Here is a 19,765-nt window from a genome sequence, read left to right on the forward strand (position 1 = left end):
CGGCGGGCAGGGGACTGCCGGCCGGGCGCACCCGTCCTCGGTCGGGTCGAGCGTGTGAGGACGGGTCGAGGACCCGCGGGTCAGTCGTGGACCGCGACGCGCTCCGCGCGCGCGGCGTCCGCCTCCTCCGGCGTGGCCTCCTCCCGCGCCGGCTCCTCCTCGGGTACCGACTTCGCGATCAGGACCGTGCTCTGCGCGCGCCGTGCCCGCAGCCCGGTGAGGGTGATCAGCAGGCCGGCCAGCGCGATCGCGGTGACGACGACGAGACCGGGCCGGAAGCTGTCGAGGACGGCCTGCGGGGACGAGCCCTCGCCGGAGTTCGCGGTGACGACGGCCGTCACGACGGCGAGGAAGATGGCTCCGCCGACCTGCACGGAGGTGTTGAGCAGGCCCGAGACCATGCCCTGCTCGTCGTCGTGGACGCCGTTCGTGGCCTGGATGTTGAGCGAGGGGAACACCAGGGCGCAGGCCGCGCCGATCAGGAGCATCGTCGGCAGGATGACGGAGGCGTAGACCGGGTCGAGGTTGATGCGCAGGAACAGCGCGTAGCCGATCACCATGAAGGTGAAGCCGAGCGCGATGAGGCGCGGGGTGCCGAACCGGTCGACGATCGCGCCGACCTTGGTCGAGGAGAGCGCCACGAGGGCGCCGGCCGGCAGGAACGCCAGCGCGGTGTGCAGCGCGGACCAGCCGAGCAGCGACTGCATGTACAGGGTGACCAGGAACTGGAAGCCGACGTACGAGCCGAAGAACGCCATCGCGCCGAGCTGCGCCCTGATCTGTGAGCCGGAGCGCAGCACTCCGAGGCGGATCAGGGGGCCGGGCGAGCGGCGCTCGATGGAGACGAAGACCGCGAGCAGCACGGCGACGGCCAGGAAGGACAGCAGGGTGCGGGCCGAGGCCCAGCCCGCCTCCGGCGCCTGGACGACGGTGAACACGAGGAGGAGCATCGACGCGGTGCCGGTGATGGCGCCGGGGATGTCGTAGCCGCGGTGGTTCTTCTCGCGTTCGCTGTGCGGGATGAGCTTGATGCCGATGAGCAGCGCGATCACGGCGATCGGCGCGGGCAGCAGCATGGTCAGGCGCCAGCTGGCCTCCGTGAGCAGGCCGGACAGGACGAGGCCCATGGAGAAGCCGGTGGCGGCGCAGGTCGTGTAGATGGAGAGCGCGCGGTTGCGCAGCGGGCCCTCGGCGAACGTCGTGGTGATGATGGACAGGCCGGCCGGTGCGGTGAACGCGGCGCTGAGGCCCTTGATGAAGCGGCTGGCGATCAGGAGCGGCCCGGAGTCGACGAGTCCGCCGAGCAGGGACGCGAGGGCGAAGACGCCGAGGGCGATCAGGAACACCCGGCGCCGGCCGAGCAGGTCGGCCGCGCGACCGCCGAGCAGCAGCAGGCCGCCGTAGCCGAGGATGTAGCCGCTGACGATCCATTGCAGCGTCGACGTCGACAGGTCGAGCTCCGAGCCGATGGACGGCAGGGCGACTCCGACCATCGACACATCGAGTGCGTCGAGGAACATCGCGGCGCAGAGGACGAGCAGGGTGCCCCACAGACGGGGGGACCAACGCTCCTGAGACGCAGAAGTGTTGGCGAGCGGAGAGGTCATGCGGAGCACACTACATGCGCATGCATTGACTGCAAGTGCATTTAATTCCGATGCAACAATGCCCGTCTTTTCTGCTACGGTGCGGTCATGGCGGCGAAAAGGGCCGAGCCCGGCCTCGTGGATCAGTGGCGGGACATCCTCGCGGTGCATGCGCGCACCATGTGCGAGCTCGATCGTGAGCTGCATCAGCACGGCCTGGGGGCCAGCGACTTCGAGGTGCTCGACGTCCTGGCCGACGGCGCGGCGGAGGACGGCAGTTCCTCCTTCCGCGTACAGGAGATCGCCGCTCAGGTCCATCTCAGCCAGAGCGCCCTGTCGCGCCTGATCGGCCGCCTGGAGAAGGACGGCCTGCTGGAACGCGGCATGTGTCCCGAGGACCGCCGCGGCGTACGGGTCTGCCTCACGCGGAAGGGCCGTGACCTGCACGCGGAGGTCCGGCCCTTGCAGCGCGCGGTACTGGGGCGGATGCTCGCCGATCGAGCGCAGGGCTGATCGCCCCAGGTGGCCCGGTCCGTCCCCGGCGTCAGCTCCAGGTGACCCCCGACCGTTCCCGCCACAGCGCGGCCAGCGAGACGTCGCCGGTGAGGCTCGGGAACGGCAGTCGGTTCCACAGCGACAGATAGAGCCGCGCCGCGGGACCCGACAGCTCGCAGTCGGCCTCGCCCGCCCCGTCCCGCTCGGTGACCGGCGGCTCCTGCGAGATCCGTACGGTCCACGACCGATCGGCGTCGGTGGCCCGTACGCGCAGCAGGCGCGGGATGTCCGACCGCACCTTGCTCCGGCCGCGTGCGTGGAAGCCGAGGAGCAGTTCCTCGATGCCGTCGACCGCGAACTGTGCCGGGATGACACCGGGCGACCCGGTCAGCGCGGACTCCGCGTCCACCCGGTGGACGGTCGTCTCGTGCGCCTGCCGCCGCGCCCAGAACGCCAGCGGCGACGGCGCGGGCAGGAACGTCCAGCACTCCACGTCGGGCCGGGCGCCGGCCAGTGTCTCGACGAGCCGGCCGTGGCCCTCACGGAACCAGGCGACGAGCTCGGCGCCGTCCAGATCCGGCAGGCCGCCGTCGGGGTGGTACGACGTACGCTCCTCGGCGACGAACGCCGTGGCCCAGCGATGCACCATGCCCACGTGGCGCAGCAGGTCCCGGACGGCCCAGCCCGGACAGGTCGGCACCTTGGCGTCGGTGCCCGCCGTCTCGGCGGCGCGGGCGAGGAGGCGGCCCTCCTCGTCGAGCGTCTCTATGTGTTCCGCAGTCTCCATGGCGGGAGTCTGCCCGATGGGACCTGGCTCGGATGCGTCCTTGCGGGATGCTCGTCGTGTGCGGGTCAGGAGACGGCCGCACGCCGGGTCGCGAAGCCGATCAGGGCGGCGACGCCGGCGAGGGCGGCCACGCTGGTGAGTGCGGCGGGGAGCGAGAACCAGTCCGCCATGAAGCCGATCATCGGCGGTCCGAGGAGCATGCCGCCGTAGCCGAGCGTGGACGCGGCGGCGACGCCGGTCGGCCCTGCCAGGGAGCCCGCACGTTCGACCGCCACGGGGAAGATGTTGGCGAGGCCGAGACCTGTGACGGCGAAGCCGAGGAGTGCCAGCCACACGGTGGGGGCGAGTGAGCCGAGCAGCATGCCGGCCGCGCCGGTGGCGCCGCCGAACACCAGCGTGCGTGTCCTGCCGAGGCGTTCGAGCAGCGCCGTCCCGCTGATCCGGCCGATGGTCATGGCCAGGGCGAAGCAGGAGTAGCCTGCCGCGGCCACCCCGGGGTGGGCGTGCAGGTCCTCCTCCAGGTGCAGGGCGCCCCAGTCCGCGAGCGCGCCCTCCCCGTACGCGGTGCACAGGGCGATGAGGCCGAAGACGAGGACGAGCCCGCGCACGCGCCCTGCGGGCCGCCCGGACACCGACGCGGGCTCGTTCCGTGTACGGCCTCGGTCGTCCGGGGTGGCGGGGGCGTCGTGGCGCAGGAGTGTGGGGCCGACGGCGGCCGTGACGAGCAGGCCGACGACGGTGAGGGCGAGCAGGTGCCGGGTGGGGGAGACGTGGCCCGCGACCAGGCCGCCGAGCCCGGCGCCGAGCATGCCGCCGAGGCTGAACGCCGCGTGGAAGCTCGGCATGACGGGGCGGCGCAGGGCGGCGACGAGGTCGACCGCGGCGCTGTTCATCGCCACGTTGATCCCGCCGTAGGCGGCGCCGAACACGAGCAGGACCAGGCCGAGGGTGAGCGCCGAGTGGGTGAGCGGGGGCAGCGCGACGCTCAGCGCCAGGAGCACACCGCTGACCACGGTCACCGGATGGCTGCCGAAGCGCCTGCACAGGCGCCCCGTGAGCATCATCGTGATGACGGCCCCCGCGGAGACGCCGAGGAGGGCGAGCCCGAGCGTGCTCGCCGAAGCGCCGGTCTGCTCCTTCACGGCGGGGATGCGCACGACCCATCCCGCGAAGATGAAGCCGTCGAGCGCGAAGAAGATCGTGAGCGCGATCCGCAGGCGGGTGAGGGAGGGGGTCCGCGGGCTGTCGTCCTTGACGGTCCGGAGTTTGTTTAGTGTCGGCACAAAGTCAGGGTAGGGCGCCACCCCGGCCGGGGACAAGACGGTTCGAGGCGTGACGGCCGCGACATCCGACGGGCGGACGCGGGGAAATGCCGGGCAGGCGCAGGGAAGTGCCCGACGGGTGCACGGAAACGGCGGCGGCCCCACCCGTCCGGGAGGGGCCGCCGCCATGCAAGCCGTAGGTGTGGCTCGGGGTGTCACACCGCGAGGACCTTGACCCCCGCCTCCTCGAAGCGCTCCACCGTCGCCGCGTCCACGGCGCTGTCGGTGACCAGGGTGCCGATCCGCTCCGTCGAGCAGATGCGGGCGAAGGCGCGCTGCCCCAGCTTGCTGGAGTCCGCAGCGACGACGACGCGCTCCGCCCGCTCGCACAGCAGCCGGTTGATGGCCGCCTCCGCCTCGTCGTGCGCCGCCGCGCCGTGCGCGACGTCGATGCCGACGACGCCGAGCACGGCCGTGTCGATCGTGATCTGGCTCAGCACGCCGTCCGCGAGCGGGCCGATGAGCTCGTACGACTGCGGCCGTGCGACTCCGCCCGTCACCACGATCTTGAACTGGGGCCGCACGGCGAGCTCGTTGGCGATGTTCAGCGCGTTGGTGACGATCGTGAGGGCCGGGGAGCCGGAGGCGAGGTCGGGGCGGACCGCGAGTGCGCGCGCCACCTCGGTCGTCGTCGTGCCGCCGGTCAGCCCGACCGCCTCGCCCGGCGCGATCAACTCGGCGACTGCCTTGGCGATCCGTTCCTTCTCGGAGGCGTTGCGCGCGGTCTTGTAGCGCAGGGGCAGCTCGTAGGAGACGCCGTGGACGACGGCGCCGCCCCGGGTGCGTACGAGCATCTGCTGCTCGGCGAGCTGGTCGAAGTCGCGCCGGATCGTGGCCGCGGACACTCCCAGGTCGGCCGCCGCCTCCTCGACATCCAGACGCCCCCGCTCCACGAGCAGTTCCAGCAGGGACTTCCAGCGGGCGTCGCGGGACATCCGCGGCCTCCAATCGTCGTTCTCCGGTGACCCTAGCGCACTACCTGATGCTTGGTTATGCTCGAAAGGTATCGAATTCTTGCAGGAACGAGCATACGCTCGGCGGGGCCGGTCGAGCGCGACGCATGCGACGTGTTCGACCGGCCCACGGACACGACACATCAGGGAGTGGGCACGGCATGAGCCATGTCGAGAACGAGCTGAACAGCCAGCCGGAGTGCTGGACGCGCGCGGCGGGCCTGGCCGCGGGCGAGGCCGCCAAGCTGCCCGCGCCGGGGGAGCGCGTCGCGATCGTGGGCTGCGGCACCTCGTGGTTCATGGCGCAGGCCTTCGCCGCGCTGCGCGAGCAGTCCGGGCAGGGCGAGACCGACGCGTTCGCGGCCTCGGAGTTCCCGGCCGGACGCCCGTACGACCGTCTCATCGCGCTGTCCCGCTCCGGCACGACGACCGAGGTCGTCGAGCTGCTGGCCGCGGTCAAGGGCCGCATCCGGACCACCGCCGTCATCGGCGACCCGAACACACCGATCGTCTCCGCCGCCGACGACGTGATCGTCCTGGACTTCGCCGACGAGCGGTCCGTCGTCCAGACCCGCTTCGCGACGACGGCGCTCACGCTCCTGCGCGCCCACCTCGGCCTGCACACCGAGCAGGCCGTCGCCGACGCGCGCACCGCGCTGGAGACGCCGCTGCCCGAAGGCCTCGTGGAGTGCGGCCAGTTCAGCTTCCTGGGACGCGGCTGGACCGTCGGCCTCGCGAACGAGGCCGCCCTGAAGATGCGCGAGGCGTCCCTGTCGTGGACCGAGGCGTACCCCGCGATGGAGTACCGCCACGGCCCCATCAGCGTCACCACCGCGGGCACCGCCACCTGGATGATCGGCACGGCGCCCGAGGGGCTCGCCGAGCAGGTGGCCGGCACCGGCGCGCTCTGGGTCGAGGGCGGCCTCGACCCGCTCGCCGAACTCGTGCGCGCGCAGCGCCTCGCCGTGGCCGTCGCGGCCGCCCGCGGACTCGACCCCGACCAGCCGCGCCACCTCACCCGCTCGGTGATCCTCACCGCCGGCTGACCGTCGACCGAGCTTCCGAGCCTTCCGAAAGGAGGGGCTGTGCCCCTCGCAGCAACCGGCGCGCTCGTCGCCGAGGCCACCGCGGCGCGTACCGCGGTGGCCGCGTTCAACGTCATCACCCTGGAGCACATCGAGGCCGTCGTGGCGGGCGCCGAAGCGGCGAACGCGCCGGTGATCCTCCAGATCAGCGAGAACGCCGTACGGTACCGCTACGGGCGTCTGCTGCCCCTCGCCAGGGCCGCGGCCGCCACCGCGGAGGCGTCCTCGGTGCCCGTGGCGCTCCACCTGGACCACGTCCAGAGCGACGAGCTGCTGCGCCAGGCCGCGGACGCCGGGTTCAGCTCGGTGATGTACGACGCGGCCCGGCTCCCCTACGACGAGAACCTCGCGGCCACCCGCGCGGCCGCCGACTGGGGCCACGCCAACGGCCTCTGGGTCGAGGCCGAGCTGGGGGAGGTCGGCGGCAAGGACGGTTCCGCGCCGCTCGACGCCCATGCGCCGGGCGCCCGCACGGACCCCGGTGAGGCCCGCGCCTACGTGGCGGACTCGGGCGTCGACGCCCTCGCCGTCGCGATCGGCTCCTCGCACGCCATGACCACCCGCACCGCGACGCTCGACCACGACCTCCTCAAGCAGCTCTCGGAGGGCCTCGACGTACCGCTGGTCCTGCACGGTTCCTCCGGTGTCGGTGACGACGAACTCTCGCAAGCCGTCCGGGGCGGCATCGCCAAGGTGAACGTCGGCACCGCCCTGAACATAGCGATGACGGCGGCCATCCGGGAGTTCCTTGCCGCACATCCCGACGCCGTCGACTCCCGCAAGTACCTGAGCGTGGGCCGCGAGGCGATGGCCCGCACGGTGACGCAGCTGGTCGAGGTGATGCGCCGCTGACCCGTCCCCGCTCCCGCCCCGGTACGCGGAAGACACCTCGTACCGGGGACAATGGAGCCATGGCCGGCCGGCACGAACCGCACGCGCCCCCGCTCTTCCCGGTGCACCGGGAGCGCAGGGAGATCACCCCCGGCGCCGTGCACGTGCCCGGCTGGCTCGACGCCGAGGCCCAGCGCGCACTCGTCGAAGCCTGCCGCGGCTGGGCCGCCGGGCCCGTGCCGATGCGCCACACACGGCTGCCGGGCGGCGGCGTGATGTCCGTCCGGACCGTGTGCGTCGGATGGCACTGGCAGCCCTACCGCTACACACGTACGGCCTCCGATGTGAACGGCGCGCGGGTGGCCCGCTTCCCCGACTGGCTGAGGGAGTTGGGCAGACGCGCGCTCGTCGACGCGTACGAGGACGAAGCGGCCGGTGACGGCTACGACCCCGACACGGCACTGATCAACTTCTACGACGGCGCCGCCACCATGGGCATGCACCAGGACAAGGACGAGCGCGCCCGGGAGCCCGTCGTCTCGCTCAGCGTCGGCGACACCTGCGTCTTCCGGCTGGGCAACACCGAGAACCGCGGCAGACCGTACGAGGACGTGGAGCTGGTCTCCGGGGACCTGCTGGTCTTCGGCGGGCCGGCGCGGCTCGCCTTCCACGGGGTGCCGAAGGTGTACCCCGGCACCGGCGACCCGGCCACCGGGCTCTCCCGGGGCCGCCTGAACCTCACGATGCGCGTCACCGGACTCACCGGACCACCCTCCGCGCCCTCCCCACAGGGGTGAGTTCACCCGCAGGGGCTGCGGCGTTCACCGGATACGATGCGACACGGTGATCAGGGCGAGGAGTTGCTGATGCGTGGCAAGGCGGCCTCCGGGGCCGGCGGGCAGACGGCGGGCGAGGCGGAGGGTTCCGCGCGTGCGCCCCGTCTCGAGCGGGGCCGTGGTGCTCTCGGCCCGGCCCTCGAACTCGTGCACACCGGCCGCGCGCCGACCCGCGCCGTCCTCACCGCCGAACTGGGGGTGACCCGGGCCACCGCGGGCGCGGTCGCCGCCGAGCTGGAGGCGCTCGGGCTCATCCGGATCGACGCGAAGCCGAGCGCCGCAGCGGGCTCGCAGGGGCGTCCCTCGCACCGGTTGTCCGTCGCCGAGGACGGCCCCGTGGCGCTCGCCGCGCAGGTGCACGCGGACGGCTACCGCGCGGCCCTGGTAGGTCTCGGCGGCCGCATCGTCGCGACCACTCCCGGCTGCGAGATCATCGACCCGGACCCGGCGCAGGTACTCGGCTCGGTCGTGGAGGCCGGTGCCCAACTCCTGCGCGAGACGGGCCGCCACTGCGTGGGAGCGGGCCTCGCCGTGCCGTCGGCGGTGGCCGAGCCCGACGGCACCGCCCTCAACCCGCTCCACCTCGCCTGGCCCGCGGGCTCGCCCGTCCGCGAGATCTTCGCCGAGCGCGTACGCGAGGCGGGCATCGGGCGGCCGGCGTTCGCCGCCAACGACGTCAACCTCGCCGCCCTCGCCGAGCACCGGCACGGCGCGGGCCGCGGCGCGCGCGACCTGCTGTGCGTCGCCACCGGCCACCGCGGCGTCGGCGGCGCGCTCGTCCTCGACGGGCGTCTGCACACCGGCAGTTCGGGCCTCGCCCTGGAGGTCGGGCACCTCACCGTGAACCCCGAGGGCCGGCCCTGCTACTGCGGCAGCCGCGGCTGCCTCGACGTGGAGACCGACCCGCTGGCCCTGCTCGACGCGGCGGGCCGCGAACCGGGCCCCGACGGCTCCCTGCTCCAGCAGGCCCGCGACCTGATCGCCGGCAGCCTCGACGATCCGAAGGTACGGATGGCCACCGAGGCACTGATCGACCGTCTCGGACTCGGCCTCGCGGGCCTGGTGAACATCCTCAACCCCGACCGCATCATCCTGGGCGGCCTGCACCGGGCGCTCCTCGACGCGGATCCGGACCGTCTGCGGGCCGTCGTCGCGGACCGCAGCCTGTGGGGCCGCAGCGGGGGCGTCCCCATCCTGGCGTGCACCCTCGACCACAACAGCCTCGTCGGAGCAGCCGAGTTGGCGTGGCAGCCGGTCCTCGACGACCCGCTCTCGGCGCTGGGTCTCGCCTGACGCGCCGGAATCCGTCGCACCCCGGCTGGCACTACGGGGGCTTGACCATGCACAATCACCGCCATGATCGGTGAATCGGCCCGGAACTACCTGGCCTCGGTGGAGAGCCGCCTCCAGGCGGACGGCTGCGCGACGCGCTGGGAGGACTGGTCCGGTGTGCCCGTCCTCGTGGGGCGGCGGGCCGACTTCCGGATGCGCTGGATGGGCACCAACCTGCACCTGTTCACCGTCGCCGCCGCCGTGCCCGAGATCACTGCGCAGAGCGTCGACGTGTTCACCTCGCAGGTCCTGACGTACGCGAAGAAGAACAAGGGCGGCCTCCCGGTCGGCCTGCAGACCGGCGTCGCGGCCTTCCCCGTCCTCGTCAGCGAGCGCGTCGACCCGGCCGCCATGGCCTGGGCCGAACAGCAGCAGCGCAACCGGTTCGCCTGCTTCGCGCGCCCCGTCGTCGTGGACAGCGCGCAGCGCTACGTCGGCTTCTACCGCGGCAAGCCGGCCATCGGCCGCGTCTACGCCTCCCATCTCATCGACAAGGGCAACCGCTACTTCAACGGGTAGCCGTCACGGTCACCGGGCGTCGCGCCCGCTCCGTAGAGGCCCACCGAGAGCACCCCCCGCGCCAGATCGCCTCCCGAGTGGTGTCCGACGGCGAGCAGTTCGCGTAGCGCGGGTTCCAGGGCGCCGTCCCCGCTCAGCGCCCGCAGGAACGCGTGTGCCTGCGGCACGCATTCGCCGCGCGCCGCGTGCCGCAGGAGTGCCGCCGACAGCAGCGGTGTGCGCAGGGTCGCGTCCGCGACCGCCTCCGAGAGGTGCGCGAGAGGGCCTCCCCACGCTCGGCTCGCCAGCAGCGCGCCGCACAGGATGTCGTCACCGGACGGGGTGAGCCCCGGGCCGAGGCCGACCAGCGCGCGGGCGGCCCGCCGGACTTCGCCCGCGTCATCGGTGTGCAGGGCGTGGCGCAGGTCGGTCAGGCGGGGCGCCAGCGGGGGCGGCAGGGGTTGCGCCGACGCGTCGAGCAGCGCCGTCACCCGCCTGAGGCGCGCGGGGCCCGGTGGGGAGAAGGCGTCCTGGACACGGGGCGGTGTCCAGGACGCCTCCGGCTCGAAGCGAACGGTCCCGATGACTACGTAGCCCGCGCCGAAGCCGGCCCACGGTGGGCGCAGGTCCAACGGCCGGTCCGCCGACGAGAAGGGCAGGACGAGCGCGTTCGGCAGGAGGATCGCGTCCCGGGTCACCACGGTGAGCGCGGGCAACTCCCGGTCGCCGGTGGCGAGATGGACCGCGTGGCGGGTGGCGGCGACGACGCGGGCCGGCCGGGGCGGACCGTGCAGCAGCGGGGCGACGGCCGTGCTGATGGTGCCGAGGCGCGGGTGACTGAGGGGGCCGTGGTGTACGTGACCGACGGTGCCCGGGTGTACGTGCGCAGGGCGGGTCACCCCAGCCCGTGCGGCACCCCGGTCGGCCGCCGTGCCCGTCACTCCCCGGGCTCCGGGGGCACGGGGAAGGCGCTCAGCGCGTCCGTGAAGCAGCGCATCGGGGCATGGGTGAGGCCGGCGCCGATCTGGCCGATGCCCGGTTCGCGGTGGGCGATGCCCGTGGTGATGACGGGTTCGAGGCCCGTGTCGACGACCTTGCGGATGTCGAGGCCGACGGGGCTGCCCACGAAGTCGAGGCCGGGGAGGCGGTAGTCGCGGTGCCGGCCGACGGTGAGCGTCGCCATCTCCTGGCTGACGCGGCGGGCCCCTTCGGGGGTGCCCCCCACGAAGCCGACGATCGCCGGGGCGGCGGCCAGTGCGAATCCGCCGAGGCCGTGCATCTCGGTGATGGCGCTGTCGCCGATGTCCGGGTTGGCGTCGGCGGGCCCGTATCCGGCGAAGTAGAGGCCGTCCACGGGAGCGGCGGGCGCCGTGAACCAGGCGTCGCCGAGGCCGCTGACGCGGATGCCGACGTCGACACCGTTGCGCGCGAAGGCGGTGACGACCGTGGAGTGCGGCACGCCGTGCCCGGCCAGCAGCGCCAACTTGCTCGCGGCCATCGAGAAGTTGAGGAACCAGTAGTTGTTGTCGCGCAGGAAGTCCAGCGCCTCGGTCCCGCCGAGTTCCGCGTGCCGGGCGAGCGCGGCGGAGAGCTCGCGGGTGAGCAGGGCGCTCGCGGCGGTGTTGCGGCTGTGGCACTCGTCGCCCATCTGCAGGGCCTGCGCGGTGACCGACCGCAGGTTCACCGGCTCGGCCAGCGAGCCGATCGCCGCCCGCAGCGCTGGGCCGAGGCGCTCTCCCATCCAGCGCAGCCGCTTCATCACGTCGTCGCCGAGCGCGCCGTAGCGCAGGCAGCGGCCCTGCCCTTCGTTGAGGTTGGAGTACGCCCGCAGGCCCGTGGCCTCGTCCTCCACGACGAGCAGGGGCATGGACGCGGAGATGACGCCCGCCATCGGGCCGACCGCGTCGTGGTGATGGCAGGGGGCGAAGCGGATGGCTCCCGCGTCGGCGAGTGCTTCCGCGTCCGGTGCCGTCGTCGCCCAGCCCTCCAGGAGCGCGGCGCCGACGACGGCGGCCCGCATCGGGCCGCACATGCGCCGCCACTCGATCGGCGGTCCGGCGTGCAACAGGAGCCTCTCCTGGGCCAGTTCGGGGATGAGTTCCCCGGCCGGGCGGACGTCGGTCCACAGAGGTACGACGCCGAGTATCCGCTCCAGCGCCTCGGCGTTGGCCGCCTCGACGGCAGGGTGCGCGACCAGGCGGGCGAGCCCGGCGCCCAGTTCCGGATCGCCGTGGGCCGGAGGGCGCCAGTCGATCGCCGTCACCGTCGCGCCCGCGGCCCGTGGTGGCCCGGCGAACGCGTCGACACCGACGTTCACGACGTGCGGTACGCCGGTCAGGAGGCCCTGCGCGGGCGCGACCTGTGCGGTCATGCGGTCTCTCCGATCCGGGAGGCAGAGGGGGAGGGGGAGGCAGAAGCAGAGACGGAGACGGGGGCGGAAGCGGATTCAGGGGCGGCCGGGGTGGACATCAAGTCACCACCGGGGGCGAGGAGTTCCGCACACATCCGCGCGGCGGTCGTGCTGCTGTCGACGACGTGCGCACCCGCGTCGCACAGGATCCGCCGCTGTGCGCCGAGCCTCTGCGGGTCGTCGTCGGTGCCCACGACGAATGCGATCACCGGAGGCCCGTCGACAGGAGCCTCGGCCAGTGCCCCGGCGAGAGCCGCTGCCGGATTCGGCGCCGCGCCGTGTCCGATGACTACGTCGAGGACGACCGCGGCGGTCCGCGGGTCCGCGAGGGCCGCCCGCAGGTACTCGGTGCGGACTGTGGGGTCGATCATCGGGTGAGGACGTCCGGCGGTGAACTCGTCGTCGCCCAGGTCGAGTACGAGATGCCGGTCCGGCAGGCGCGGGGCGGCGCCCGGCACCGGCGGGGGAGCGGTGCGGCTGAGGTCACCGAGCGCCGGGCCGAGGAGCTGGGCCGCCTCATGGGCGAAGGTGCCACCCGCGTACAGGGCCCGCAGCAGGCGGCGCGGCGGAGCGGGGGCGGGCAGCTTGGGCAGCTCTTCGCACGGCGGCGGTGCTCCGCCGACGGCAAGGGAGGCCGCGGACCGCGCTGCCTCCAGGAGGGTGGGCGCGAGCGTCACCCCGGCCGGGGCCGGGGCGGTCCCGTCCGTGCCGAGGAAGCAGGCCACCACTGGTTTCCCCGACGCGCTCGCGTGCCGCAGCAGGTGCTCGGCCACGTGTGGTGCGGGCGGCTTGGACACGAGGACGACGACCTCCGTGGCGGGATCGGCGGCCAGGGCGTCGAGCCCGGCCCGCATCGTCAGCCCGCCCACTTCCGCGCTCACGTCGCGGCTGCCCGTGCCGATCACGTGGCTGACCCCCGAGCCCATGGAGTGCAGCAGACTCGACACCTGTTGCAGTCCCGTACCGGAGGCCCCGACCAGGCCGACGCAGCCCGCCCGCACCTCGTTGGCGAAGCCGAGGGGGATGCCGCCGATGACGGCGGTACCGCAGTCCGGGCCCATGACGAGCAGGCCGCGGCGGGCGGCCTCGCGCTTCAGGAGCAGCTCCTGCTCGATCGGCACGTGATCGCTGAAGACGAAGGCGTGCATGCCCAGGCGCAGCGCCTTGAGGGCCTCGGCGGCCGCGTACGGTCCGGGGGTGGAGATCAGCGCGAGGCTCGCGCCGGCGGGGGCGCCGACGAGCGAGCGCACCGGGGGCCCGGCGTCCGCACCGGCCTTTGGTCCTTCGCCCGGGCCCTCGCCGGGACCGGACAGGGCGTCGACGACCAGGCTGAGGGCGGTGTCCACCGCGTCGGGTTCGCCGCGGACGGCGACGAGCAGGTCGTTGGGTCCGGCGTCGTGGCCCGGGGTGGTCAGAAGTCCCGACCGCGCGAGGACGTCGCGGTTGGCGGGTGTCCCCATCACGAGGCTGATGGTTTCGACGCCCGGCGGTTCCGCCAGGCGGGCGGCGACCCTCATGAGGGCGACGGAGTCGGCGTAGAGGTCCTTGTGCACGGCGTTTCGCAGCACCATGGGTCCGACTCTAGGCAGCGGCCCGCCCCTTGCAGCATGGCTCGAAGTGCCAGAACCGGCCGGGGAATTACCGGCAACGGGTGACAGTGACCCGCCTTTCGAGGATCAGCGTCAGCCGTGGGGAGGGCCGGCTCAGCGCCGGTCGCGCGCGGAGAGCAACCGGTGGGCGTGGACGGCCAGTTCGGTCTGGAGCCGGGCCGTCGGCCGGCGTTCGAGACCGCCGGTGAGACGGTCGATCTGGCGCAGCCGATAGCGCAGGGTGTTGTAGTGGACGTGCAGCCGCGCGGCGGTGGCCACGCCGTTGCGGTCCTGGAGGAGATAGACGCTGAGGGTTTCGACGAGGCTCCCGTCGTGCTCGGCGTCATGGGCGAGCAGCGGGCCGAGCGCGTCGTCGACGAGGGCCGTGAGCTCGGCCGCGGGCAGTTGACCGAGGAGCCGGTACACCCCCAGGTCCGCATGGCCGCGGACGAAGTCGGGGCCGTGCAGTTCGCGGCCGAGCGTCAGGGTCTGCGCCGCTTCCTCGTAGCTGTGGTGATAGTCGGTGAAGTCGTCCCGTACGGTTCCGGCGGCGACCGCCACGTCCCAGTCGGGGTGCGCGGTGGTGACAGCCGCGTGCAGGGCCTGGCATCGGCTGGTGAGCGACGGCCCCGGTTCCATCAGCAGGACGAGTCCGCTCTGGCTGCCCCAGATGATTGCACCGGACCCGGCCGCCGACCGCACGAGGGGCAACAGCCTCTCCTCCAGGGCGAGTTCGGTGTCGGTGGGGCCGCCGGTGCCGGTGGAGGCGACCTCGACGAGGACGACCGCGCGGGGCAGTCGCAGGTTCCAGCCCATGGCCGCCGCGCGGCGCGCGGTCTCGGCGCGGTCGCGCGGAGGCCGTGAGACCAGTTCCATCAGGAGCAGCGTGCGGTAGCGCTGCTGGCGGCTGGCCAGGGCGCGTTCCTGGGCGGCGATGGTCGCCGCGACGGTCGTGGCGTGCTCCAGCGCCATCCGCTGATGAGTGTCGAGCTCATGAGGGGAGAGCACGGCCGCCCCGGCCTCGTGGTCCGAGGCCGCCGCGTCGTCCCGCCACAGGGCCACGGCGCCGCTCGCGCCCGTGCCCGTCTCGATGGCGCGCTCGGCGGCGGGCGGACGGTCGGGGGGCGGGGAGCCCGCGGAGGCCAGGATCCACCCGTGCTCGTCGAGCACGGCGGCCGCGCAGCCGGACAGCTCGAGCAGGACGTTCATGAGCTCCTGGTAGGAGCCTCCGTCGAGCGCCACCGCCGTGAGCCGCTCATGGATGGCGCGCGAACGCTCCAACTCCAGTGCCTGGCGGTTCAACACCGTGCCCAGTACCTCGGACAGGATGTCGTTGAACATGACGGCGCCCGGCAACTCGACGACAGGGAAGCCGAGTTCGTCGGCCATCGCCAGCATCACCGGCGGCAACGCGGGCAGATAGGGGCCCACCTTCACGGCCAGGGCGGCGAGGCCGCGCTCGGCGAGTACGGGGATCAGGCCGCTCAGCGCCTCCGCGTCGTCACGGACGGCGTACGCGGTGGTCAGCAGCAGCTCACCGCCGCGCATCCAGCGCACGATGTCGGGGACTTCCATGATGTTGACGACGCGGATACGGCGGCCGCGGCCGCTCGCCCCGGCGACGAGTCGTGCGCCGCTGAGGCAGGGAAGGGCCAGCGCCTCGCTCACGGTCAGTCCGGGAGAGAGGCCGTAGGGGACGGTCGGGGCGGAACCGATACCGATGCCTGTCATGCACAGTCACTATGCGACAGCCGCGAGTAACCTGTAATACCCCGCGCGTAACTTCCATGTTTCCCGCCGTGGTGGGGACTCCCCTTGTCAGCGGATGTCAACGGCGGACCGCTCATCCTGGTGTCCGATGCCCATGACCGGCTCGGCCCGCCTCTCCTACGGTGACCCGCATGACTCCCCGAGCCGTGCCGAGGACAGCGGTGGTCGCCATCGGCGGCAACGCGCTGCTGCGCGGTGGCACCCATGCCACCGTCGCCGAACAGGTCGAGGCCGCACGCCGGCTCGCGTCCCCCGTGGTGGCGCTGGCCGACGCGGGATGGCGGGTCGTGGTCACCCACGGCAACGGCCCCCAGGTCGGATTCATCAAGCGCCGCGCCGACCTCGCGGCAGCCCTCGCCCCCGAACTGCCCGCCCTCGGCCTCGACATGTGTGTGGCCGACTCGCAGGGCGGCCTCGGACACATCCTGGCGACCGCGATCGCGGGCCGCCTCAGGTCGCTCGGGCGCGCGGACGACCGGGTCGCCGCCCTGATCACCCACACCGTGGTGGACGCGCACGACGAGGCGTTCAGTCACCCGACCAAACCCATCGGAGCCTTCTATCCGGCAGCCAGGGCAAGGGAGTTGGCGGACCTTCACGACTGGACCGTGGTGGAGGAGGGCGAGCGGGGCTGGCGGCGTGTGGTCCCCTCGCCCCGGCCCCGCCGGGTCCTTGAGACGGAGTCCGTACGGGCGCTGTCCTCGGCGGGATTCACGGTGATCGCGGCCGGTGGCGGCGGCATCCCTCTCGTGGAGGGCGACGACGGTGGCTACCAGGGCGTCGAAGCCGTCATCGACAAGGATCTGACCTCGGCGCATCTCGCGGCACAACTCGGCGCGGACCTGCTGGTCATCACCACCGGGGTCGAGCGCGTGGCCGTCGACTACGGCCGTCCCGCGCAGCGCTTCCTGGACCGGATGACCTGCGGCGAGGCCGAACGGCTGCTGACCGAGGGCCAGTTCCCGCCGGGCAGCATGGGCCCCAAGATCAGTGCCGCCCTCGACTTCGTGCGCGGCGCCCCCGGCCGCCAGGTGCTCATCACCTCACCGCGGCAGCTGGGCGCCGCCCTCGACGGACACGGCGGCACCTGGCTCGACAGCGACCCGGCGCGGACCACCGAAGAACCCCTCAACGGCACCGTCACGGCAGGGAGGCCGCAGTGATTCTCGAAGCGGGACAGGGCCCGATCGACGGCACGCACTATCTGCGGGCCACACCGGAGACCGTCGGCTGGGGGCGGCTGCCCTGCCGCAGCACGCCGCCGGCGCTCACGATCGACTCCGGCGACAGCGTCACCTTCGACACCGTCTCGCACGAGGGCATCCTGGAGGACCAGGGGCGCGACCCGGCGGCCTTCTTCGGGCGGTACGGCATCGCCGCGACCGAGGTGCTGTCCGACGCCCGCCTGCTGGCGAAGTCCCCGCCGCCGCGGGACCCCGACGGGGACGGCCCCCATGTCGTCAGTGCGCCCGTCCACATCAGGGGTGCCGAGCCGGGAGACCTCCTCAAGGCCGAAGTGCTGTCCCTGCACCGGCGCGCCGACTACGGCGTCGTCTCCAGCAGGCACGGCCGTGGTGCCCTGCCGGACGAGTTCGCCTGCACGGCACCGGAGTTCACGTTCTGTGAGGTGGAGCAGGCGCACGGCCGGGACGTCGGCGTGATCCGCTACGCCGAGGGCCGGGCGGCCCGGTTCCCGCTGCGGCCCTTCATGGGCATCATGGGCGTGGCCACCGACACGGACGGATCGCAGCACTCGGTGCCGCCGGGACGGCACGGCGGCAACCTGGACATCAAGGAACTCGAGACGCGCTCCGCGCTGTATCTGCCCGTGCAGACGGCCGGAGCGGGTTTCTACACCGGAGATCCGCACTACGCCCAGGGCAATGGCGAAGTCGCCCTCACCGCGCTGGAGGCGCCGCTGCGCGCCACGTTCCGGCTCACCCTCCTCAAGGGCGCACGGGCCCGCGCGGCGGCGGCCCTCACGCATCCCTTCGGCGAGACCGACCGGCACTGGATCCCCGTGGGGCTGCACGAGGACCTCGACGAGGCGATGCGGGAAGCGGTCCGCGCCGCCGTCCGCTTCCTCACGGACCGCTTCGGCATGGCCGGGCCGGCCGCGTACGCCTACCTGAGCGCGGCGGCGGACTTCGAGATCTCACAGGTCGTCGACCAGGTCCAGGGAGTGCACTGTCTCATCCGCAAGGCGGACTTCCCCGAGTGATCCAGACCAGGTCCGGAGCAGTCCGATCCAGTCCGATCGCGGCTGATCCCGCTTGCCGCGTACGCCGGACACCCCCCGCATCCGCCCCCGTCCATCCACCCACCGGGAGCCCGTATGCCTCAGCTGATACTGCGTCAAGCACGCGTCGAAGACGCCCGGTCGCCCTGCGACGTGGTGATCGACGGCGGCCGGGTGCGAGCCGTCGGGGACGCCTCGGGCCAGGACGCCGACGAGGTGATCGACTGCGCGGGCCGGGTCGTCCTGCCCGGCTTCGTCGAACCGCATCTGCATCTCGACAAGGCCCTCCTGGACGGCGTACGAAGCAACCCCGACGGAACCCTCGCCGGAGCGATCGCGGTGACCGGCGAACTGAAGAGCGCGTTCACGCACGAGGACGTACGGGCTCGTGCGCGGCGCGTTCTCGAGGCGGCGGTCCTCAACGGCACGACAGTGATCCGCGCCCATCCGGACGTCGACCCGATCGCGGGGCTGCTCGGCGTCGAGGTCCTGCTCCAACTCCGCGCGGAGTACGCGGACGTGGTGGACCTCCAGATCGTGGCGTTCCCGCAGGAGGGCGTCCTGCGGTCCCCCGGCACCGAGAAGCTGCTGATCGCGGCGCTGGCGGCGGGCGCCGACGTGGTGGGCGGCTGCACCTACAACGAGGCCACCCTGGACGACTGCCGCCGCCACGTCGAGCTCGTGCTCGACCTCGCCGCACAGCACGGAGTGCCGGCCGATCTGCACGCGGACTTCGCCGACGACGCGTCCGACCCCCGGTACGCGCTCGCCGAGTTCATCGCCGGCCAGACCGCGCGCCGGGGTCTGGGCGGTCGGGTGGCGCTCGGTCACATGACCTCACTCGGCGGCCGGGAGCCCGCGGACCGGGCGCGGGCGATGGCCGCACTCGCCGACGCGGGCGTCGCCGTCGTGCCGCTCCCGGCGACCGACCTGCACCTGGGCGGGCGACGTGACACTCGGGCGGTCCGGCGGGGGGTTGCCCCGGTCCGTGAACTGTGGGACCACGGTGTGCTCGCCGCCTGCTCCTCCAACAACATCCGCAACGCCTTCACCCCGTTCGGACGCGCGGACCCCCTGGACACGGCGCTCCTGCTGGCGCAGACCGGCCATCTGTCCGGGCCCACCGACCTCCATCGGGTGCTGCGCATGGTCACGCACGACGCGGCCCGGGTCGTGGGCGTCGCCGACGGCTACGGCGTGCGGCCGGGTGCCCGCGCCGACCTGGTGGTGCTCGACACGCAGACCTACGACGACATCGTCCTGGACCGGCCCGAACGCGCCCATGTCATCAAGGCGGGGAAGGTGGTGGCCCGCACGGTCAGGACCAGCGAACTCCTCGTCCACTGAACCTTCCCGCCGCCACCCGCACCGGCCCCCCACACGCCCCCGCACGGCACCGCGCTCTGCCATCCGACTCCAGCAGAGGAAACCCCATGCGCGAACGCCTCTCTCACGAAATCGTTGCCTCCGTACTCGCCGGTCTGACGGCGTTCATCGGAGGGACCGCGCTCCACCTCCCGCCCTGGGCGATCTTCATCGCGTGGGCGGCCGTCTTCGCGCTCGGCGGGCCCAGCTGGGCGAACGCGCGCAGACTGTGGTGCACGATGCCCGCCGGCTCCGCCTTCGCCCTGATCATCGTGCTGATCGACCAGCACGTGGGCACGGCGTTCGGCGACAGCCAGTTCGCCCGGAACGCGGTGCTGGCCCTGGTGATCCTGGTCGTCAACACCGCCCTGATGTACACGGGCCGCATCAAGGCCTTCTCGCTGATTCCCGGCATGTTCCTCGGCTTCGCCAGCTACTTCGCCACGTTCTTCGGAGGCTTCGGCTACAAGCCGGGCAACATCTGGGCGGCGTGGGTCTGTGTGGTCGCGATGAACGCGCTCGGGCCGGTCTTCGCCTATCTGTCCAATCGGCTCATGTACCCGATCTTCTCGCCGGTGCCGACGTCGGTCGTGGCGTCCGCGGGCCCCGTGCACCACGACGGCCGCACACCGTCGGCCGGAACCGCACCGGCCGAGTGAGGCCGTCC

The 19,765-nt window shown here is 73.0% G+C and carries 18 protein-coding genes; 10 read left to right on the plus strand and 8 right to left on the minus strand.

Going from position 1 to position 19,765, the window contains the following annotated elements; genetic code table 11:
- Positions 1-80 precede the first annotated feature (80 nt).
- Positions 81-1,607 (minus strand): MFS transporter, encoded by a 1,527-nt coding sequence (locus tag ACFC96_RS41820; protein WP_376617688.1) that lies wholly within the window; start codon positions 1,605-1,607, stop codon positions 81-83.
- Positions 1,608-1,694: 87 nt separating this feature from the next.
- Between ACFC96_RS41820 and ACFC96_RS41825 the strand changes: the two genes are divergently transcribed.
- On the plus strand, positions 1,695-2,099 hold the full coding sequence (locus ACFC96_RS41825; protein ID WP_376252417.1) for a MarR family winged helix-turn-helix transcriptional regulator: 405 nt from the start codon (positions 1,695-1,697) through the stop codon (positions 2,097-2,099).
- A 31-nt stretch (positions 2,100-2,130) separates the two neighbouring features.
- On the opposite strand, the gene ACFC96_RS41830 is transcribed toward ACFC96_RS41825, so the two are convergent.
- The 3 genes from ACFC96_RS41830 to ACFC96_RS41840 all read right to left on the minus strand — a co-directional run bounded on the left by ACFC96_RS41830 (position 2,131) and on the right by ACFC96_RS41840 (position 5,125).
- Positions 2,131-2,868 carry a maleylpyruvate isomerase family mycothiol-dependent enzyme gene (locus ACFC96_RS41830; protein ID WP_376617690.1) on the minus strand — a complete coding sequence of 246 codons (738 nt, stop codon included), beginning with the start codon at positions 2,866-2,868 and terminating at the stop codon, positions 2,131-2,133.
- Between the two features lie 65 nt (positions 2,869-2,933).
- Complete coding sequence (locus tag ACFC96_RS41835; RefSeq protein ID WP_376617691.1) at positions 2,934-4,151, minus strand: MFS transporter; 1,218 nt, start codon at positions 4,149-4,151, stop codon at positions 2,934-2,936.
- 194 nt (positions 4,152-4,345) lie between these two features.
- The gene (locus tag ACFC96_RS41840; RefSeq protein ID WP_116500410.1) at positions 4,346-5,125 is read right to left on the minus strand and encodes a DeoR/GlpR family DNA-binding transcription regulator; all 780 of its coding nucleotides are present in this window, start codon (positions 5,123-5,125) and stop codon (positions 4,346-4,348) included.
- Between the two features lie 179 nt (positions 5,126-5,304).
- Here ACFC96_RS41840 and ACFC96_RS41845 point away from each other — a divergent pair, with 179 nt between their 5' ends.
- From ACFC96_RS41845 to ACFC96_RS41865, 5 genes are all read left to right on the plus strand, one after another.
- On the plus strand, positions 5,305-6,189 hold the full coding sequence (locus ACFC96_RS41845; protein ID WP_266567510.1) for an SIS domain-containing protein: 885 nt from the start codon (positions 5,305-5,307) through the stop codon (positions 6,187-6,189).
- A gap of 39 nt (positions 6,190-6,228) precedes the next feature.
- The gene (locus tag ACFC96_RS41850; protein ID WP_376252425.1) at positions 6,229-7,080 is read left to right on the plus strand and encodes a ketose-bisphosphate aldolase; all 852 of its coding nucleotides are present in this window, start codon (positions 6,229-6,231) and stop codon (positions 7,078-7,080) included.
- 59 nt (positions 7,081-7,139) lie between these two features.
- The gene (locus ACFC96_RS41855; RefSeq protein ID WP_376252427.1) at positions 7,140-7,856 is read left to right on the plus strand and encodes an alpha-ketoglutarate-dependent dioxygenase AlkB; all 717 of its coding nucleotides are present in this window, start codon (positions 7,140-7,142) and stop codon (positions 7,854-7,856) included.
- Positions 7,857-7,925: 69 nt separating this feature from the next.
- Positions 7,926-9,188 carry an ROK family protein gene (locus ACFC96_RS41860; protein WP_376252430.1) on the plus strand — a complete coding sequence of 421 codons (1,263 nt, stop codon included), beginning with the start codon at positions 7,926-7,928 and terminating at the stop codon, positions 9,186-9,188.
- Between the two features lie 63 nt (positions 9,189-9,251).
- Positions 9,252-9,746 (plus strand): levansucrase, encoded by a 495-nt coding sequence (locus ACFC96_RS41865; protein WP_376617693.1) that lies wholly within the window; start codon positions 9,252-9,254, stop codon positions 9,744-9,746.
- Here the strand turns inward: ACFC96_RS41865 and ACFC96_RS41870 are convergent.
- The 4 genes from ACFC96_RS41870 to ACFC96_RS41885 form a co-directional block, all read right to left on the minus strand.
- Positions 9,731-10,624: a DUF2877 domain-containing protein gene (locus ACFC96_RS41870; protein ID WP_376617695.1), complete on the minus strand. Its 894-nt coding sequence runs from the start codon at positions 10,622-10,624 to the stop codon at positions 9,731-9,733. The genes ACFC96_RS41865 and ACFC96_RS41870 overlap by 16 nt on opposite strands.
- Positions 10,625-10,662: 38 nt before the next feature.
- Positions 10,663-12,096, minus strand: coding sequence for a DUF1116 domain-containing protein (locus tag ACFC96_RS41875; protein WP_376617697.1), 1,434 nt, complete (start codon positions 12,094-12,096; stop codon positions 10,663-10,665).
- Positions 12,093-13,706: an acyl-CoA synthetase FdrA gene (fdrA, locus tag ACFC96_RS41880; protein WP_376617699.1), complete on the minus strand. Its 1,614-nt coding sequence runs from the start codon at positions 13,704-13,706 to the stop codon at positions 12,093-12,095. Before fdrA ends, ACFC96_RS41875 begins: the two co-directional genes overlap by 4 nt.
- A gap of 132 nt (positions 13,707-13,838) precedes the next feature.
- Entirely contained in the window at positions 13,839-15,455 is a 1,617-nt protein-coding gene (locus ACFC96_RS41885) for a PucR family transcriptional regulator (protein ID WP_376617701.1), read from the minus strand.
- 170 nt (positions 15,456-15,625) lie between these two features.
- Between ACFC96_RS41885 and ACFC96_RS41890 the strand changes: the two genes are divergently transcribed.
- The 4 genes from ACFC96_RS41890 to ACFC96_RS41905 all read left to right on the plus strand — a co-directional run bounded on the left by ACFC96_RS41890 (position 15,626) and on the right by ACFC96_RS41905 (position 19,757).
- A complete protein-coding gene (locus ACFC96_RS41890) occupies positions 15,626-16,657 on the plus strand; it encodes a carbamate kinase (protein WP_376617703.1) in 1,032 nt (343 codons plus the stop codon).
- Positions 16,654-17,715, plus strand: coding sequence for an acetamidase/formamidase family protein (locus ACFC96_RS41895; RefSeq protein ID WP_376617705.1), 1,062 nt, complete (start codon positions 16,654-16,656; stop codon positions 17,713-17,715). Before ACFC96_RS41890 ends, ACFC96_RS41895 begins: the two co-directional genes overlap by 4 nt.
- Before the next feature lie 114 nt (positions 17,716-17,829).
- The gene (locus tag ACFC96_RS41900) at positions 17,830-19,080 is read left to right on the plus strand and encodes an amidohydrolase family protein (RefSeq protein ID WP_376252451.1); all 1,251 of its coding nucleotides are present in this window, start codon (positions 17,830-17,832) and stop codon (positions 19,078-19,080) included.
- Positions 19,081-19,166: 86 nt separating this feature from the next.
- Entirely contained in the window at positions 19,167-19,757 is a 591-nt protein-coding gene (locus ACFC96_RS41905) for a DUF1097 domain-containing protein (RefSeq protein WP_376252454.1), read from the plus strand.
- The last annotated feature ends 8 nt before the right edge of the window (positions 19,758-19,765 follow it).

Source organism: Streptomyces sp. NPDC055955 (assembly GCF_042270245.1).
Lineage (GTDB): Bacteria > Actinomycetota > Actinomycetes > Streptomycetales > Streptomycetaceae > Streptomyces.

Excerpts from the sequence above, each read along its gene's own strand:
- fdrA (WP_376617699.1), bottom strand. The coding sequence starts at position 13,706 with ATGGTGCTGCGAAACGCCGTGCACAAGGACCTCTACGCCGACTCCGTC.
- ACFC96_RS41840 (WP_116500410.1), bottom strand. The coding sequence starts at position 5,125 with ATGTCCCGCGACGCCCGCTGGAAGTCCCTGCTGGAACTGCTCGTGGAG.
- ACFC96_RS41865 (WP_376617693.1), top strand. The coding sequence starts at position 9,252 with ATGATCGGTGAATCGGCCCGGAACTACCTGGCCTCGGTGGAGAGCCGC.
- ACFC96_RS41890 (WP_376617703.1), top strand. The coding sequence starts at position 15,626 with ATGACTCCCCGAGCCGTGCCGAGGACAGCGGTGGTCGCCATCGGCGGC.
- ACFC96_RS41885 (WP_376617701.1), bottom strand. The coding sequence starts at position 15,455 with ATGACAGGCATCGGTATCGGTTCCGCCCCGACCGTCCCCTACGGCCTC.
- ACFC96_RS41845 (WP_266567510.1), top strand. The coding sequence starts at position 5,305 with ATGAGCCATGTCGAGAACGAGCTGAACAGCCAGCCGGAGTGCTGGACG.
- ACFC96_RS41905 (WP_376252454.1), top strand. The coding sequence starts at position 19,167 with ATGCGCGAACGCCTCTCTCACGAAATCGTTGCCTCCGTACTCGCCGGT.
- ACFC96_RS41860 (WP_376252430.1), top strand. The coding sequence starts at position 7,926 with ATGCGTGGCAAGGCGGCCTCCGGGGCCGGCGGGCAGACGGCGGGCGAG.
- ACFC96_RS41900 (WP_376252451.1), top strand. The coding sequence starts at position 17,830 with ATGCCTCAGCTGATACTGCGTCAAGCACGCGTCGAAGACGCCCGGTCG.
- ACFC96_RS41830 (WP_376617690.1), bottom strand. The coding sequence starts at position 2,868 with ATGGAGACTGCGGAACACATAGAGACGCTCGACGAGGAGGGCCGCCTC.
- ACFC96_RS41855 (WP_376252427.1), top strand. The coding sequence starts at position 7,140 with ATGGCCGGCCGGCACGAACCGCACGCGCCCCCGCTCTTCCCGGTGCAC.
- ACFC96_RS41875 (WP_376617697.1), bottom strand. The coding sequence starts at position 12,096 with ATGACCGCACAGGTCGCGCCCGCGCAGGGCCTCCTGACCGGCGTACCG.
- ACFC96_RS41820 (WP_376617688.1), bottom strand. The coding sequence starts at position 1,607 with ATGACCTCTCCGCTCGCCAACACTTCTGCGTCTCAGGAGCGTTGGTCC.
- ACFC96_RS41825 (WP_376252417.1), top strand. The coding sequence starts at position 1,695 with ATGGCGGCGAAAAGGGCCGAGCCCGGCCTCGTGGATCAGTGGCGGGAC.